The following is a 14,641-nucleotide window of genomic DNA, read 5'->3' as shown; positions in this document are numbered from 1 at the left end:
TGATTTTTTTAGTGCTCTTAAAAAGCGTTAAAGTTTATTTTCAATAGTTTTTATGATATTTTGAAGATCTTCTTGGAAATCAAACCATAAAATGTTTGAATCTTTACGAAACCATGTTCCTTGTCGTTTGGCAAACCTTCTTGAGTTCTTCTTAATTTCCTCAATAGCAAATTCTTTAGCAAAGTTACCTTCAAAATATTCGAATAACTCTCTGTATCCTACTGTTTGCAATGCGTTTAGGTTTTTATAAGGATGTAGTTTTTTAGCTTCTTCTATCAAACCTTTTTCAATCATAATAGCTACACGACGATTAATACGATCATACATAATTTCTCTATCGGCTGTCAATCCAATTTTTATAGATTGAAAATTACGAGGTGCTTTAGGTTTATTTTTAAAAGAACTGTATGTTTCTCCAGTTCCTATACAAATCTCTAAAGAACGGATTAATCGATGTGGATTGTCAATAGCAATCGTATTGTAAGCTTCAATATCAAGTTTTTTTAATCTTTTTTGAAGATGTTCTATACCTTTGTTTTCTAACTCAGTAGTTAAATCTATTCTTATTTGTGAGTCTACATCAGGAAAATAATCTAATCCTTTTAAAACAGCATCTACATACAAACCACTTCCACCTACCATTATTTGAATAGGGTTTTTAGTAAATAGTTCGTTTAGAGTTTTTAATGCATCTTTTTCAAACTGTCCTACTGAATAATTTTCAAAAACACTTCTGTTTTGAATAAAATGATGTGGAGCAGCATCCAGTTCTTCGGGGTCAGGAACCGCTGTTCCTATAGTCATTTCTTTATAAAACTGACGAGAGTCACACGAAATAATTTCACAATTAAAGTGCTGAGCTAGTTTAATGCTTAGTGCTGTTTTACCAATAGCAGTTGCACCAACAATCGTAATTAATGTGTTTTTTTGAGACATTTAGTTCAGTTTTGTTCCGCAATGATAACAAAATTCTGCATCATCTTTATGTCCTTCATAGGAGCAATTTGGGCAAGATTGAGTGTTTAGGTGTACCTTTTTTTTAGTCATTTCGGAACTTACAATTCCTGTAGGTATCGCAATAATAGCATAACCAATAATTACTGTAATACTTGCAATAAATTGTCCTAAAGCGGTTTGCGGAGCAATATCTCCATAACCAACGGTTGTAAGTGTTACTATTGACCAATAAATGCTTCTAGGAATACTTGTAAAGCCGTTTTCAGCCCCTTCAATAAAATACATTACGGAACCTAAAATGATACAGATAATCAACACAAAATAAAGAAAGACTCCAATTTTAGCTTTACTAGCATTTAAAGCTTTTATTAATTGATTTGACTCTCCAATATACCTAGAGACTTTTAAAATCCTAAAAACTCTTAATAGGCGTAATGCTCTCAAAGCTATTAAACTACTATGTGTACCTACAAAAAAGAACGTTAGGTACATAGGAATAGTAGAAAGTAAATCTATAATACCATAAAAGCTAAAAATGTATTTTGTTGGCTTGTTTATTGAAATAATTCTTAGGATATACTCAATGGAAAAAAAAATAGTAATAATCCATTCTGAAATATATAGGAAATTATGATGTTTGTTATCAAAACTTTCAATACTTTCAAGCATAACCAGTACAATACTTGCTAAGATTGCAAATAACAAGATGATGTCAAATAATCGTCCTGCAGGAGTATCTGCTTCATAGATTACTTCATGTAATTTTTCTCTCCAATTAAGTTTTTTACTATCCAAAAGATTAGGTTTTTGAATGCTTTATAGCATATTATAAATTATTTTCAACTTGTAATCGTACTATTTTAGAGACTTTATTTTTTAGTAAGTAGTTTTTAATGATGGTTTTTGCTAACTCTTTGTATTCAATAGGAGTAAGCATTGATTTTAGAATAGATAACTGGTTTTCCTGAAAAGCAAGATTGGTATATGTATATCCTATAACTTCGTTTTTTTCGATTAAAATTACGGCGTGTTCTTCTGGAATTCTGCCTTTATCAACAATAAGCATATTATCGTGATTAAAGTTTTTATCTGTAATTTTTCTTTTTCTAATGATATTGTACTTAGGTTTTAGCTTTTCAAGTTCTAAATGATATTTTAAACGGGTAAAAAGCATATTCCCAGTTTCTTCATAAGAAACTTTACTAACTCTTTTTATTACTTTTAATGCTTTTCTAGTTTCTTTTAAAAAGAGTTTATTAGTTTCTTGCTTTATATTTTTACCTCTCCCTACAAAAATGATTGTTCCTTCGTGGTTATGAACATAAAAAAGACCTTCTTTTTCAGGTAAACTATCTAATATTCTTTGAATATGAAACTTTTCATGTCTGTTGTCAAAATACTTTATAGATTGTTGAATAATACCTTTTTCAACATCTTTATCTATTAATAGTTTAAATAATTGTACCGTAGCTAATGCGTCACCTGTTGCTCTGTGACGATCAGACATAGGAATTCCTAAAAACTTACAGAGTTTTCCTAGACTATGAGATGGTGACTCTGGAATTAGTTTTTTGCTTAAACTAACTGTACATAGTGTATTTCGTTTGTATTTATAACCTAACCTGTCAAATTCGGTACGAAGAATACGATAATCAAAATTAGCATTATGAGCCACAATAAAACAATCTTGAGTTATTTCAACAATTCTTTTCGCTATTTCATAAAACTTGGGCGCATTTCGTAGCATTTTATTATTAATACCAGTAAGTTTTACAACAAATTCCTGAATTTCCCTTTCTGGATTAACTAAGCTAATGAATTGATCTACAATTTGATGTCCATCATATTTATAGATGGCAATTTCTGTAATCCCTTCTTCGTTATATTTCCCTCCAGTAGTTTCAATGTCTAAAATAGCGTACAAATCTCTCCCTTTTTTAAGCTAGTTTATGTAAATCTAAGCAATATAATTTCTAACTCCAAAAATTGAGCTTCCTATTCGTACCATTGTACTACCATTTTTTATGGCTAATTCATAATCTCCACTCATTCCCATAGATAATGTTTGTAAATTAGGATAGTTTTCTTTATTTCCATTAAAGAAATTAGCTAATGAAGAAAATTCTTCTTGTAATTGTTTTTGGTTATCTGTAAACGTAGCCATTCCCATTAAACCAACAATTTTTATATTTTCAAGCTCTTTTAACTCATCTGACGCTAAAATAGCTTCAATATCTTCAAAAGGTAACCCAAATTTAGTATCTTCTTTAGCAATTCGTGCTTGTAACAAACAATTAATAACTCTATTATGTTTTTTAGCCTGTTTGTTTATTTCTTTCAGTGTTTTAAAACTATCTACACCATGAATTAAATCAACAAAATGAGCCATATACTTTACCTTATTACGTTGTAAATGACCAATCATATGCCATTTTATGTCCTTAGGCAATTCATCATACTTAGCTACCATTTCTTGTATTTTATTCTCACCAAATATTCGCTGACCAGCATCGTAAGCTTCTTGTAAATCTGCAATAGGTTTGGTTTTAGAAACAGCAACTAACGTTACATTTTCTGGTAGTGTTGATTTTATTTTTTGAAGATTTTCTTTAATTCCTGTAATCATAATAATTGTTTATCTGACTTTATACTAAAACTCGTAAATAGTTAAAGCACTTCTTAACTTAGGTTCTATGTAGGTTGTTTTCGGTGGCATCATTAAGCCAGCATCAACAATAGTTTTTAGTTCTTGAATATTGGTAGGTAGCATTCCAAAAGAAACTTTAAACTCACCACTGTCAACCTTTGTTTTTAATTCTAACCCGTCAGATTTGTCTTGAGAATATACAATTTTAGAAGCGTTTCTAATATCCTCAATTCCTAAAATAGGTTCTAATACGGTTGTATATAAAATATAAGCATCTAATTCACTTAAACAGTCAGTAAATTCATAAGCTGATTTACGTAAATACAAAGCATAAAATTCACCATTTAAATACATGCTAAAATGGTGTTTTTCTTTAGGTTTATATAATTCCTGTCCACGATTCTCAATTCTAAAATGAGTATCTAATTCTATTAAAAGCTCCTCTGGAGTTAACCCGTTTAAATCTCTTATAAATCTATTGAATTCATAAATTTTTACCTGACTTTCAGGTAATAGGTAACTCATGAAAAAATTATAGTCTTCTTTACCTGTATGTTTTGGATTATTCTCTGCTAAATTTTGTGCCAATAAACATGAAGATGTTGAACGATGATGTCCATCAGCAATATATAGGGTGTTAACTTCTTTAAAAGCTTTGGCTATTTGCTCTACATCTTTCTCTTCGTTTATTACCCATAAAAAATGTAAATCCCTATCAGATGTAGAAAACTCGTATTCGGCTCTTTCTTCCTGATATTTTTTTATAATAACATTAATTACATCATTGTCAGGGTAGGTGAGTAGTACTGGTTCTGCATTAAAACCTGTATTTTTTAAGTAGTTTTCAAATAGTAACTCACGTTCTTTTAAAGTGTCTTCGTGCTTTTTTATTACTTCATTATGATAATCTTCTACAGAGGTTGCTGCGATTATTCCACAGAAATTATCATTTGGAGTTATTTTTTGATATATGTAATAAGCAGGAGTTTCATCTTGCTTAAAAACTTCATTTTCTTTGAATTCTAAGTAACGATTGTGTACCAATTTAAAGCGTTGTTCTCCAGTTACATCTTGTTTATGGTATTTATATCCAGGATTAATTACATGCAAAAAACTGTATGGATTAAAATCGAGTTTAGCTCCAATTTCCGCAGGAGTATAAATTTCATACGATTTAGAAGATACTAAAGCAACTTTATCTCTGGTGGCTCTAACAGCTTTAAAAGGTTTTACAATTGCCATAGATTATTCACTTAGTAATTCGATGATTTTGTTAGCAAGTTCAATTCCAGCTCTATCTTGTGCTTCAACAGTTGAAGCACCAATATGAGGTGTCATCGATATTTCAGGGTTCATTAATAGTTGAATTTCAGGTCTTGGTTGGCTTTCAAAAACGTCTAATCCTGCATATTTAACCTTTCCACTATCAATAGCATTAACTAAATCAACTTCATTTAGAATACCTCCATGAGAAGTGTTTATAATTCCTACACCATTTTTCATTTTGTCAAACAAAGATGTTTCTATAACATATCCCTCTTGAGCAGGAAGATGTAGTGTAATAAAGTCTGATTTTGATAATAGGTTATCTATACTTTCCGTTTCAATAAAGAAGTCTACTGATTGACCATCGAAAAAAGGAATTGTGATAGTTGCATTGTCTATTTCTACATCAGTTGCTATCACTTCCATACCTAAAGCTAGTGCAGTTTTTGCAACTTCTTGTCCTACAGTATCAAACCCAATAATACCTAATGTTTTACCTCTTAGCTCAGTTCCTTGCGAGTATTGCTTTTTTAAGGCGTTAAAGCGCATATCTCCTTCTAAAGGCATTTCACGGTTTGACTGGTGTAAAAAACGAACCATTCCAAATAAATGCGCAAATACTAGTTCTGCAATTGAAGTAGCTGAAGCATCTTCACTATTCACAATATGAACTCCATTATCAATAGCATAATCAACATCAATGTTGTCCATTTCGGTTCCTAAGCAAGCAATAAGTTTAATGCTTGGGCAAGCATCAATTAACTCTTGTCGCACTTGTGTAGTATTACCTACTGTAATAGCATCAATAGCATGATCGTTTATGTAATTTTCTAATTGCTCTTGTGCAACTTTAGTGTTTATTACTTCAAAGCCTTTGTCTTCTAAAGCTTGTATTCCGCTAGCGGAAATTCCATCATTCACTAATATCTTCATCGTTCTTTATATTAAAATGTCATTGTGAAAAATGACGTTGTATCTAACTTATTCTTTCTAGTTCTTGCATTACATCTACTAAAGCCTGTACACTGTATAAAGGTAAAGCGTTGTACATACTTGCACGATAACCACCAACACTTCTATGGCCGCTTAATCCATTAATATTGGCTTCTTGCCACATTTTATCAAACTTAGCTTGCAAGTTTTTATCAGCTAAGGTAAAAGTAGCATTCATATGACTTCGGTCTTCTATAGCAGCGACTCCATTAAATAAAGGGTTTCTATCTATTTCATTATACAACAGTGCTGATTTTTTCTCATTCACTTTTTCAATGAACTCGATACCCCCTAAATCTTTTAACCACTCTAGTGTTAACATTGAAGTATATACTGCAAATACAGGTGGTGTATTAAACATACTTTCTTTGTCAAGAAATACTTGGTAATTTAACATTGAAGGAATTTGGCGCTCAACTTTACCTAATATATCTTCTTTTACAATCACTAAAGTTGTACCTGCTGGTCCCATATTTTTTTGAGCTCCTGCGTAAATCAAATCAAATTTTGAAAAATCCAGTTGACGAGAAAAAATATCAGAACTCATATCACATATCATTGGAACAGAAGTCTTAGGAAAACTCTTCATTTGTGTTCCATAAATGGTATTATTACTTGTGCAATGAAAATAGTCTACATCTGTAGGAATTTCATATGTTTTGGGAATGTAACTGAAGTTCTTATCTTTTGAGGAAGCTACTTCTACTAATTCGCCAAATAATTTAGCTTCTTTAATTGCTTTATCACTCCAAGTCCCTGTATTTAGGTAAGCTGCTTTTTTATTTAGTAAGTTATATGCAACCATTAAAAACTGCATACTGGCTCCACCTTGCAAAAACAATGCTTTGTAGCCTTTATTTTCAAGACCTAATAATTCTAATGCTAAGCTTCTCGCTTTTTCAATTACATCTACAAAGGGTTGACTTCTGTGTGAAATTTCGATTAAAGAAAGATTGTCATTATTAAAGTCAATGACTGCTTCTGATGCTTTTTTTAGCACTTCTTCAGGTAAAATACAAGGCCCTGCACTAAAGTTATGTTTTTTCATTTGTGTTGTTGTGTTTTGCTACACAAAGGTGCAAATTTATATAGAGACTCTTTTAAATTTTAGCTAAAAATTCTAGTGTGTTTACACCGTCAGCATAGTCCCATAACTTTGGGTGTTGTGTCTGTCCGAATGCTATTTCATTTTCAATAAAATTATTGGCCACTATACACTGAATTTGCTCTCTGTCTTCCCACAATTTAATTTTTAAATCATCTGCATTATCATAGTACTCATAAAAAACAGAAGCGATAGGAGAGGCGTAGCTTTCATCTTCTTTAATCATTAAAAACCCATTTTCTAAAATATCAAACTCACTCATTAAATACACTGCCTTATTGTAATCGTAATTATTAGCGTATTTAACATTGTTAATGATTTCATGTTGTTGATACATTCCATTGAAAAAAGCGTCGAAATTATAGTCTTTAGGAACAAATACTTTTGAAACAGAACGACAACCTAATCCGAAATAACGAAAAACATCTTCGCTTAAATTTTGCAGTTGTTCTTCCGATTCATTTCCTGTTAAAACCGCAACAGAATTTCTGTTTTTTCTTATAATGCTAGGTTTATCTTTAAAGTAATATTCAAAATAACGTGCTGTATTATTACTACCAGTAGCTATTACCGCATCAAACCCTGTTAGTTTTTCTTCAGTAAACGTGATTTTTCCTTTTAATTCAGGATCAATATATTCTAAATATTTTGCTAAAAAAGGCAATAAATGTTTATCGTTAGAGGATTGTTTAACTAATACCGAGTGCCCAGAAATTAGAACTGATAAAAAGTCATGAAAGCCTACTAGCGGAATGTTTCCAGCCATGATAACAGCGACTAATTTAGGTTCGTTGTTACCTAAGTTTTCGTTAGCAATCCACTGAGTTAAGTTTTCAGAAGTGAGTGCTTTTGCCCAATTTTCTATAGAGAATAATATGTTTTCTCTGGTAAACCAGGTGTTATTTTCTCCTGCTATTTTTAATTGATGCTTAAATCCATCAAAAAACAATTCGTTATGTTCTATATGTTCTTTTTTCTCTATTTTTTCTTGAGAAAATTGACTTAAAAATTCTCCTAGTTTATGAAAAGCGTTAATTCTACTTTTTATACTATCCATTTATTTTGGTTCTAAATTAAATTGGAACTATTTTTGCAAATGCAAAGTTACAAAACTGAAAGAGATTAATTATGGCAATTATAATAACTGATGAATGTATAAACTGTGGGGCTTGCGAACCTGAATGTCCTAATACAGCAATTTACGAAGGTGCAGATGACTGGAAATATGCTGACGGTACTGATTTAACAGGAAATATTGTTTTACCAAACGGTAAATCTGCCAATGCGGATGAAGATCAAGAGCCAATTTCGGATGAAATTTATTACATTGTTGTAGATAAATGTACAGAATGTAAAGGTTTTCATGAGGAACCACAATGTGCTGCTGTTTGTCCTGTTGATTGTTGTGTTCCTGATGAAGATAATGTAGAAACAGAAGAAGAGTTATTAGCTAAACAACGTTTTATGCATAACGATTAATAAGCTCCAAATTTTTGGAGATATGAAATAAAAAAATCCTGAGAATATTCTCAGGATTTTTTGTTTTATGAAAAACCTATTAAAGTTTAAATCCTAGTCTAGTAAAAAAGTAAGCACCGTCTGATCCCATTTGAACAGAATCTGCTAACCCACCTTGATCAGTCCATCCATCAAACTGTGGAGTAGGGTACACGTTAAAAATGTTATTTCCTCCAATCGTAAAGGTAATTTTATCTGTAAAAGCATAGCTTAGACTTAAATCGGTAGTAATTTTACTTTTATAAACATCAGTAGCCACAGGGTATAAGGCATCAGCTTCTGCTTGGGTTGTTGCTGGTGTGTCTACCCATTGAAAATCTTGCAACTGAACTTCGCTAAATTTAGTAAAGTTTAAAGCAATATCTAGTTTTTTATAGCCGTATCCAAGGTTTAAACCGAATTTGTGATCTGGAGCTGCCGCTTTTAAATAAGCTTCAGAAAAAGGACTAAAGAAAGTAAATCTGTTTAAGTTTCCGTTCTTAATCTTTTCAATTTTAGTATCGTTAAAGTTTCCTACCAATCCTACATCTATTCTATGATCTTCAAAAGACTTTTTATAGTTTAAAACAATATCTAATCCTTGCGTTTTTGTATCAACACCGTTAGCAAAGAACTGTGCTGCATCAACGCCTAAATTCAATCCAGAAGCATCAAAGTTATCTGTTAAAATAATGCGATCATCAACAGTAATAGAATATGCATCAATGGTAGCTGTAAATCCACCAATTTTATAAGTAAACCCTAAACTAGCATTGAATGCTGTCTCTTCTTTTAATTGTTCTATTCCGAAAGCTCTAGTTACAGTACTGTTATTTGCAGATAATAATGATGGTAAAGATTCCCCATTAACAATATTGGTAAATTTTAAATTATAATATAATTGAGCTAAAGATGGTGCTCTGAAACCTGAGGAAATAGAGCCTCTCAAGGTTAAGTTATCACTTGCTTTAAATCTTGAAGCTAACTTAAAGTTAAATGTACTACCAAAATCACTGTAATCTTCATAACGAACAGCTGCGCCTACTAAGAATTTTTCTGTAAAGTTAAATTCAGAATCAAAATAGATACCTACATTACTTCTTGAACGGTCAACTTCATTGTCAGGTCCATATCCAGGGAACCCTTGAGAACCTCCAGGTAATTCATCTCCATTACTATCAACAGCTACTGGTTGAACAGCAGGATTTTCCATTAATACTCCGTTATCATCATATAATCCATAAGAAGCTTCTTCACCAGCAAAAATGATAAAGTTTTCTGTTCTATACTCTAAACCGAAAGCAAGGTTAACTCCACTCATTAAATCTTCTAAGTACTTACTAAAATCTAATCCAGTAGTATTTTGTGATAAACTATGACCTCCTGCATTAAAATCGGTAGGTGAAGCATCTTTTAAAGAAGCGTTGTTTGAATCTTTTATAAAATAATGAAACTTGTTTTCTCCATACGTATTATTAAAGTCAATCTCCCAACCATTTTCTAATTTATGTTTAATTCCTGCCGATACAGATATATCAGTGATATTTGAAGTAATTCTAGGAGTAAATCCATTAGGGTGTATGCTAGGAACACTTCTATTATCGCCTTCATCAAAACTATCTCTTGAAAAAGCATACGCATCAGTATCTCTATAATTTCTACCACCAAAAGCATATGCTTCGGTATTGTCATTTATAGGTAAACTAGCATTTACCATAAAATTGAATCCATCTATAGCAGCGCTACCATATCCTTTTCGCCAAGAAAAACCAGGTCTCAACGTCCTTTCTTTTGACAACAATTCGGTAGTAAAGTTTACAAAACCTCCTTTATCATTCAATTTAGCTCCGTAATTTAAATCTAGTTTAAAAGTTCCACCATCAAAACTTTTGTCTTCTCCATCTAATCTGTTTTTTCCTTCAACATTGTATAAAGTTTCTCCTGTAGCTTCTGCCCATCCACTTCCTATGGCTGTGCTATAAACTCCATAACCAATACTTCCTGAAACACCGTCGGTATTATCTTTTAAAACAATATTAATAACTCCTGCAATAGCGTCAGAACCATACTGAGCAGACGCTCCATCTCTTAGAACTTCAATTCTTTTAATCGCAGCAGCAGGAATTGCATTTAAATCGGTTCCTGAATTTCCGCGTCCACGTGTTCCAAAAATATTAACTAAAGATGATTGATGACGTCTTTTACCGTTGATAAGTATCAAAGTTTGGTCTGGACCTAAACCTCTTAAGGAAGCAGGTACGATATGGTCGGCACCATCTGACCCTGATTGCTTAGTAGCATTAAATGACGGAGCTGCATACTGTAATATATCATTTACTTCTACTTTACCATTTTTAGTTGCTAAATCTCCTACATCAATTATATCAACAGGTACTGGTGTGTCAATAGCTGTTCTTTTAGGGTTTCTAGACCCTACGATAACAACTTCATCTAATTCTAAACCTTCTTTTAAAACAATATTAAAATTAGTTTTTCCATTAATAGAAATTTCTTGTGTTTCAAAACCTGAAAAACTAACTATTAAAGTTCCATCTGTATTAACATTAAGTGAAAACTCGCCGTTAAAATCTGTAGATGTACCATTAGAGGTTCCTTTTTCTACAATGTTAGCTCCTGGCAAAGGTTCATTATTTATATCTTTTACTGTTCCTCTAATTAATGTTTGAGCATTTAACAAGTAAAGTCCACCAAAAAATAGGTAAATAATAAGAAGGGTACGTTTTTTCATGTGAAAGTATTTTTTAAGTTAATTTCTTAAAAATAGTAAAAAATCAACCTAAGTCTTAAAAAAATGTTAAAACCATAAATTAAAGAGCTATAAACTAACTTAAATGAATCTTAAATAATTAGAAAATTTAGAAAGCAAAGCACTATATTTGCACTCGCAAAATTTCAATAAAACAATAGAATGAAAGCTGGAATTGTAGGATTACCAAACGTAGGGAAATCAACCTTATTTAACTGTTTATCTAACGCAAAAGCGCAGAGTGCAAACTTTCCGTTTTGTACCATTGAACCTAATTTAGGAGTAGTAAACGTGCCAGATACTCGTTTAGAAAAGCTAGAAGAATTAGTAAATCCTGAAAGAGTTTTACCTGCAACTGTAGAAATTGTAGATATTGCTGGTTTGGTAAAAGGAGCTAGTAAAGGAGAAGGTTTAGGTAACCAGTTCTTAGCAAACATTCGTGAAACAGATGCTATTTTACACGTATTGCGTTGTTTTGATAACGATAATATAGTACACGTAGATGGTTCTGTTGACCCTATAAGAGATAAGGAAACTATCGATATTGAACTTCAGTTAAAAGATTTAGAGACCGTTCAAAAACGTTTGGAGCGTGTAAAAAGAACAGCTAAAACAGGTAATAAGGAGGCACAAGTAGAATTAGAAATTCTATTAAAGGTTGAAGAAACATTATTAGAAGGAAAATCTGTTCGCTCTATTGAATTTACAGAAAAAGAAGAGGAATTTGTAAAACCATTACAGTTCATTACTGCAAAACCAGTTTTATATGTGTGTAATGTTGATGAAGGTTCTGCTGTTTCAGGAAATGCTTATGTTGATAAGGTAAAAGAAGCTGTAGCACACGAAAATGCTGAAGTTATTGTATTGGCTGTAGGTACGGAAGCAGATATTACAGAGTTGGATGATTACGAAGAGCGTCAGATGTTCTTAGCTGATATAGGATTAGAAGAAGCAGGAGTTTCTCGCTTAGTTCGTTCGGCTTATAAGTTATTAAACTTACAAACTTATTTCACTGCAGGTGTAAAAGAGGTAAGAGCTTGGACAATTCCTGTAGGTGCTACTGCACCTCAAGCGGCAGGAGTTATTCACACTGATTTTGAAAAGGGGTTTATCCGCGCTGAGACTATTAGTTATGATGATTATGTATCATTTGGTAGTGAAGCTAAAGTGAAAGAAGCAGGTAAAATGAGAGTAGAAGGAAAGGAGTATATCGTTAAAGATGGTGATATTATGCACTTTAGATTTAACGTATAATCTTTTTGAAGAATAAAGTCTAAACTCCACTAAAATCTAGTGGAGTTTTTTTGTACCTTAGAAATTCTAAATCGCTTATTTACTATGCAAATAGAAAAACAAACATTTCAATTTTTAAAAGACTTAAAAGAAAACAACAATCGCGAATGGTTTACAGAACACAAACCTCGATTCACAGAAGCTCAAAATAACGCAAAAGCTGTATACAAAACCATTCAAGATAATTTAAACAAGCATGATGAGATAGATAAGTTTAAGTTATTTAGAATTTACAGAGATGTGCGTTTTTCAAAAGATAAAACACCGTATAAAACACATTTTGGAGGTTCTTTTCATAGAAAGAAACCAGCATTAAGGGGAGGGTATTATTTACATATTTCCCCAGGCGATAGTTTTGTTGCTGGCGGATTCTGGGAGCCTAATAAAGAAGATCTTTTACGTATTCGAAAGGAATTTGAAGTAGATGCTTCTGAAATTAGAGAAATTTTAAAAGAAAAGAATTACGTACAACATTTTGGAGGTAAATTAGAAGGAGATGAGCTTAAAACAGCTCCTAAAGGATTTGATAAGCAACATCCAGATATCGATTTGATTCGCAAAAAAGGATATATAGCTATTCAACGTTTTACAGACAAAGAAGTATTAGCTCCCGATTTTCTAACAAAAGTAGATGACTCTTTTAAAGCACTTCGTCCTTTTTTTAATTATATGAGTGACGTATTAACTACGAATTTAAACGGAGAGAGTATTTTAGATTAATTTAGGTGTAATCTCACTTCTCTTTTCAAATAAGCATAAGTAAGCACAGTGGATAAAACATCTGCAATAGGAAAAGACATCCATACACCATTTACGCCATAAAATTTAGGAAGTAAATACACTAAAGGAATTAAAAAGAACCCTTGTTTTAAAAGTGTTAATAATAGTGCAGGCAACGCTTTACCTGCTGCTTGAAAGTATGCTGATCCAATTAATTGAGTGGTTATTACAGGTGTTGCCAAAAAAGCTACTATTAATGCATCTGGAGTAAGTTTTAATAGTTTTTCGTCTTCTGTAAAAACACCAACTAATTCAGTTGGAAATAGCATTATCAGAATAAAAATTAAAACAGCTATTCCCGTACCAAAAAGGATAGATTTATTTATAGTTTCCTTTACTCTTTCTGTATTATTGGCTCCATAATTATATCCTGCAATAGGTAAAAAACCTTGCGTAACTCCTAAAACAGGAAATAAAGCAAATAACATAACCCTATTAATAATACCATAGACTGCAATTGAAATTTCACCTCCATACTTAAAAAGAGAATAGTTTAAGACTATAGTTAATATACTTATTGTTCCTTGCCTTACTATAGTTACTCCTCCTAAAGACACAATCTCTTTTACAATAGAAAAATTCAATTTAAAATACTTCGGAATAATTTTTAATTCAGTCTTTTTTGAAATAAAAAACCAAAGAATAAATACTCCACTAACAGCATACGAAATAGAGGTAGCCAAACCTGCGCCGTACATTCCTAAATTCATAAACTTAATGAAAATAATATCTAAAAAAATATTAGCAATTGCAGGGAAGAGCATGGTAAGCATCGCATAATTAGGTTTCCCTACAGCTCTAACAACGGGGTTTCCCATCATAGCAAAAGCCAAAAACGGAACACCCCAAACAATTACATCAAAATATTCAGTAGCAGGAGTTATAATATCTCCATTAGCCCCAAAAAGTTGTAAAATAGGAATACTAAAAAATGTTCCTAAAAGAACAAATAAAACAGATAATACAATAGTTAATGAAATTTGATTTCCAAAAACTTCAAAGGCTTTATCTTCTTTATTAGCTCCTAAGGCTCTAGAAATTATAGAACTTCCTCCAATTCCAACTCCCATACCAATAGAAGAAATTAAAAAAGCAATAGGTAATACCACGGTAATTGCAGCAATAGCGAGTACGCCAATCCATCTTCCTACAAAAATGGTATCAACAATCATATTAATCGACATTACTAAAATTCCAATAGAAGCAGGGATAGCTTGTTTTAAAATAAGTTGACTAATACTTTTTGTACCTAGGTCGTTGGCGATTGTATTCATGCTGACTAAATTAACGCGAATTATCCATCAAAAATAAAAACAAGGTTAGATTTAAGTAATAA

At 31.8% G+C, this 14,641-nt stretch carries 13 protein-coding genes; 3 read left to right on the top strand and 10 right to left on the bottom strand.

The annotated features are described in order from the left end of the window. Positions 1 to 27: 27 nt before the first annotated feature. Genes miaA through NH341_RS09635 form a run of 8 tightly spaced genes read right to left on the bottom strand, consistent with a single transcriptional unit; the run spans position 28 to position 8,025 of the window. Entirely contained in the window at positions 28 to 936 is a 909-nt protein-coding gene (gene miaA, locus NH341_RS09670) for a tRNA (adenosine(37)-N6)-dimethylallyltransferase MiaA (RefSeq protein ID WP_253056650.1), read from the bottom strand. Beyond that, positions 937 to 1,752, bottom strand: a complete 816-nt coding sequence (locus NH341_RS09665) for an ion transporter (RefSeq protein WP_082118625.1) — start codon at positions 1,750 to 1,752, stop codon at positions 937 to 939. It lies immediately after the preceding gene. Between the two features lie 31 nt (positions 1,753 to 1,783). After that, entirely contained in the window at positions 1,784 to 2,881 is a 1,098-nt protein-coding gene (locus tag NH341_RS09660; protein WP_073184103.1) for an exonuclease domain-containing protein, read from the bottom strand. 33 nt (positions 2,882 to 2,914) lie between these two features. Next, a complete protein-coding gene (locus tag NH341_RS09655) occupies positions 2,915 to 3,583 on the bottom strand; it encodes a YggS family pyridoxal phosphate-dependent enzyme (protein WP_073184101.1) in 669 nt (222 codons plus the stop codon). 24 nt (positions 3,584 to 3,607) lie between these two features. Then, complete coding sequence (locus tag NH341_RS09650; protein ID WP_253056648.1) at positions 3,608 to 4,846, bottom strand: DUF1015 domain-containing protein; 1,239 nt, start codon at positions 4,844 to 4,846, stop codon at positions 3,608 to 3,610. 3 nt (positions 4,847 to 4,849) lie between these two features. Continuing rightward, positions 4,850 to 5,803 carry a D-2-hydroxyacid dehydrogenase gene (locus tag NH341_RS09645; RefSeq protein WP_159615578.1) on the bottom strand — a complete coding sequence of 318 codons (954 nt, stop codon included), beginning with the start codon at positions 5,801 to 5,803 and terminating at the stop codon, positions 4,850 to 4,852. A gap of 43 nt (positions 5,804 to 5,846) precedes the next feature. Further along, positions 5,847 to 6,911: a 3-phosphoserine/phosphohydroxythreonine transaminase gene (serC, locus tag NH341_RS09640; RefSeq protein WP_253056646.1), complete on the bottom strand. Its 1,065-nt coding sequence runs from the start codon at positions 6,909 to 6,911 to the stop codon at positions 5,847 to 5,849. A gap of 52 nt (positions 6,912 to 6,963) precedes the next feature. After that, positions 6,964 to 8,025, bottom strand: a complete 1,062-nt coding sequence (locus tag NH341_RS09635) for an acyl-CoA reductase (RefSeq protein WP_253056644.1) — start codon at positions 8,023 to 8,025, stop codon at positions 6,964 to 6,966. Positions 8,026 to 8,096: 71 nt separating this feature from the next. Between NH341_RS09635 and NH341_RS09630 the strand changes: the two genes are divergently transcribed. After that, complete coding sequence (locus tag NH341_RS09630) at positions 8,097 to 8,447, top strand: 4Fe-4S dicluster domain-containing protein (RefSeq protein ID WP_047788857.1); 351 nt, start codon at positions 8,097 to 8,099, stop codon at positions 8,445 to 8,447. 79 nt (positions 8,448 to 8,526) lie between these two features. On the opposite strand, the gene NH341_RS09625 is transcribed toward NH341_RS09630, so the two are convergent. Then, complete coding sequence (locus NH341_RS09625; protein ID WP_253056642.1) at positions 8,527 to 11,214, bottom strand: TonB-dependent receptor; 2,688 nt, start codon at positions 11,212 to 11,214, stop codon at positions 8,527 to 8,529. 180 nt (positions 11,215 to 11,394) lie between these two features. On the opposite strand from NH341_RS09625, the gene ychF reads away from it, so the two are divergent. Beyond that, entirely contained in the window at positions 11,395 to 12,486 is a 1,092-nt protein-coding gene (ychF, locus tag NH341_RS09620) for a redox-regulated ATPase YchF (protein ID WP_073184091.1), read from the top strand. Between the two features lie 84 nt (positions 12,487 to 12,570). Further along, positions 12,571 to 13,245: a DUF2461 domain-containing protein gene (locus NH341_RS09615; protein ID WP_047788854.1), complete on the top strand. Its 675-nt coding sequence runs from the start codon at positions 12,571 to 12,573 to the stop codon at positions 13,243 to 13,245. Here NH341_RS09615 and NH341_RS09610 read toward each other — a convergent pair. After that, entirely contained in the window at positions 13,242 to 14,579 is a 1,338-nt protein-coding gene (locus tag NH341_RS09610; RefSeq protein WP_073184089.1) for an MATE family efflux transporter, read from the bottom strand. The two genes, NH341_RS09615 and NH341_RS09610, sit on opposite strands and share 4 nt — an antisense overlap. Between the last annotated feature and the right edge of the window lie 62 nt (positions 14,580 to 14,641).

It is taken from the genome of Tenacibaculum sp. XPcli2-G (genome assembly GCF_024124505.1).
GTDB classification, from domain to species: domain Bacteria; phylum Bacteroidota; class Bacteroidia; order Flavobacteriales; family Flavobacteriaceae; genus Polaribacter; species Polaribacter mesophilus.
Note: the sequence above shows the minus strand (reverse complement) of the source record. Positions and strands in the feature narration are given on the sequence as shown.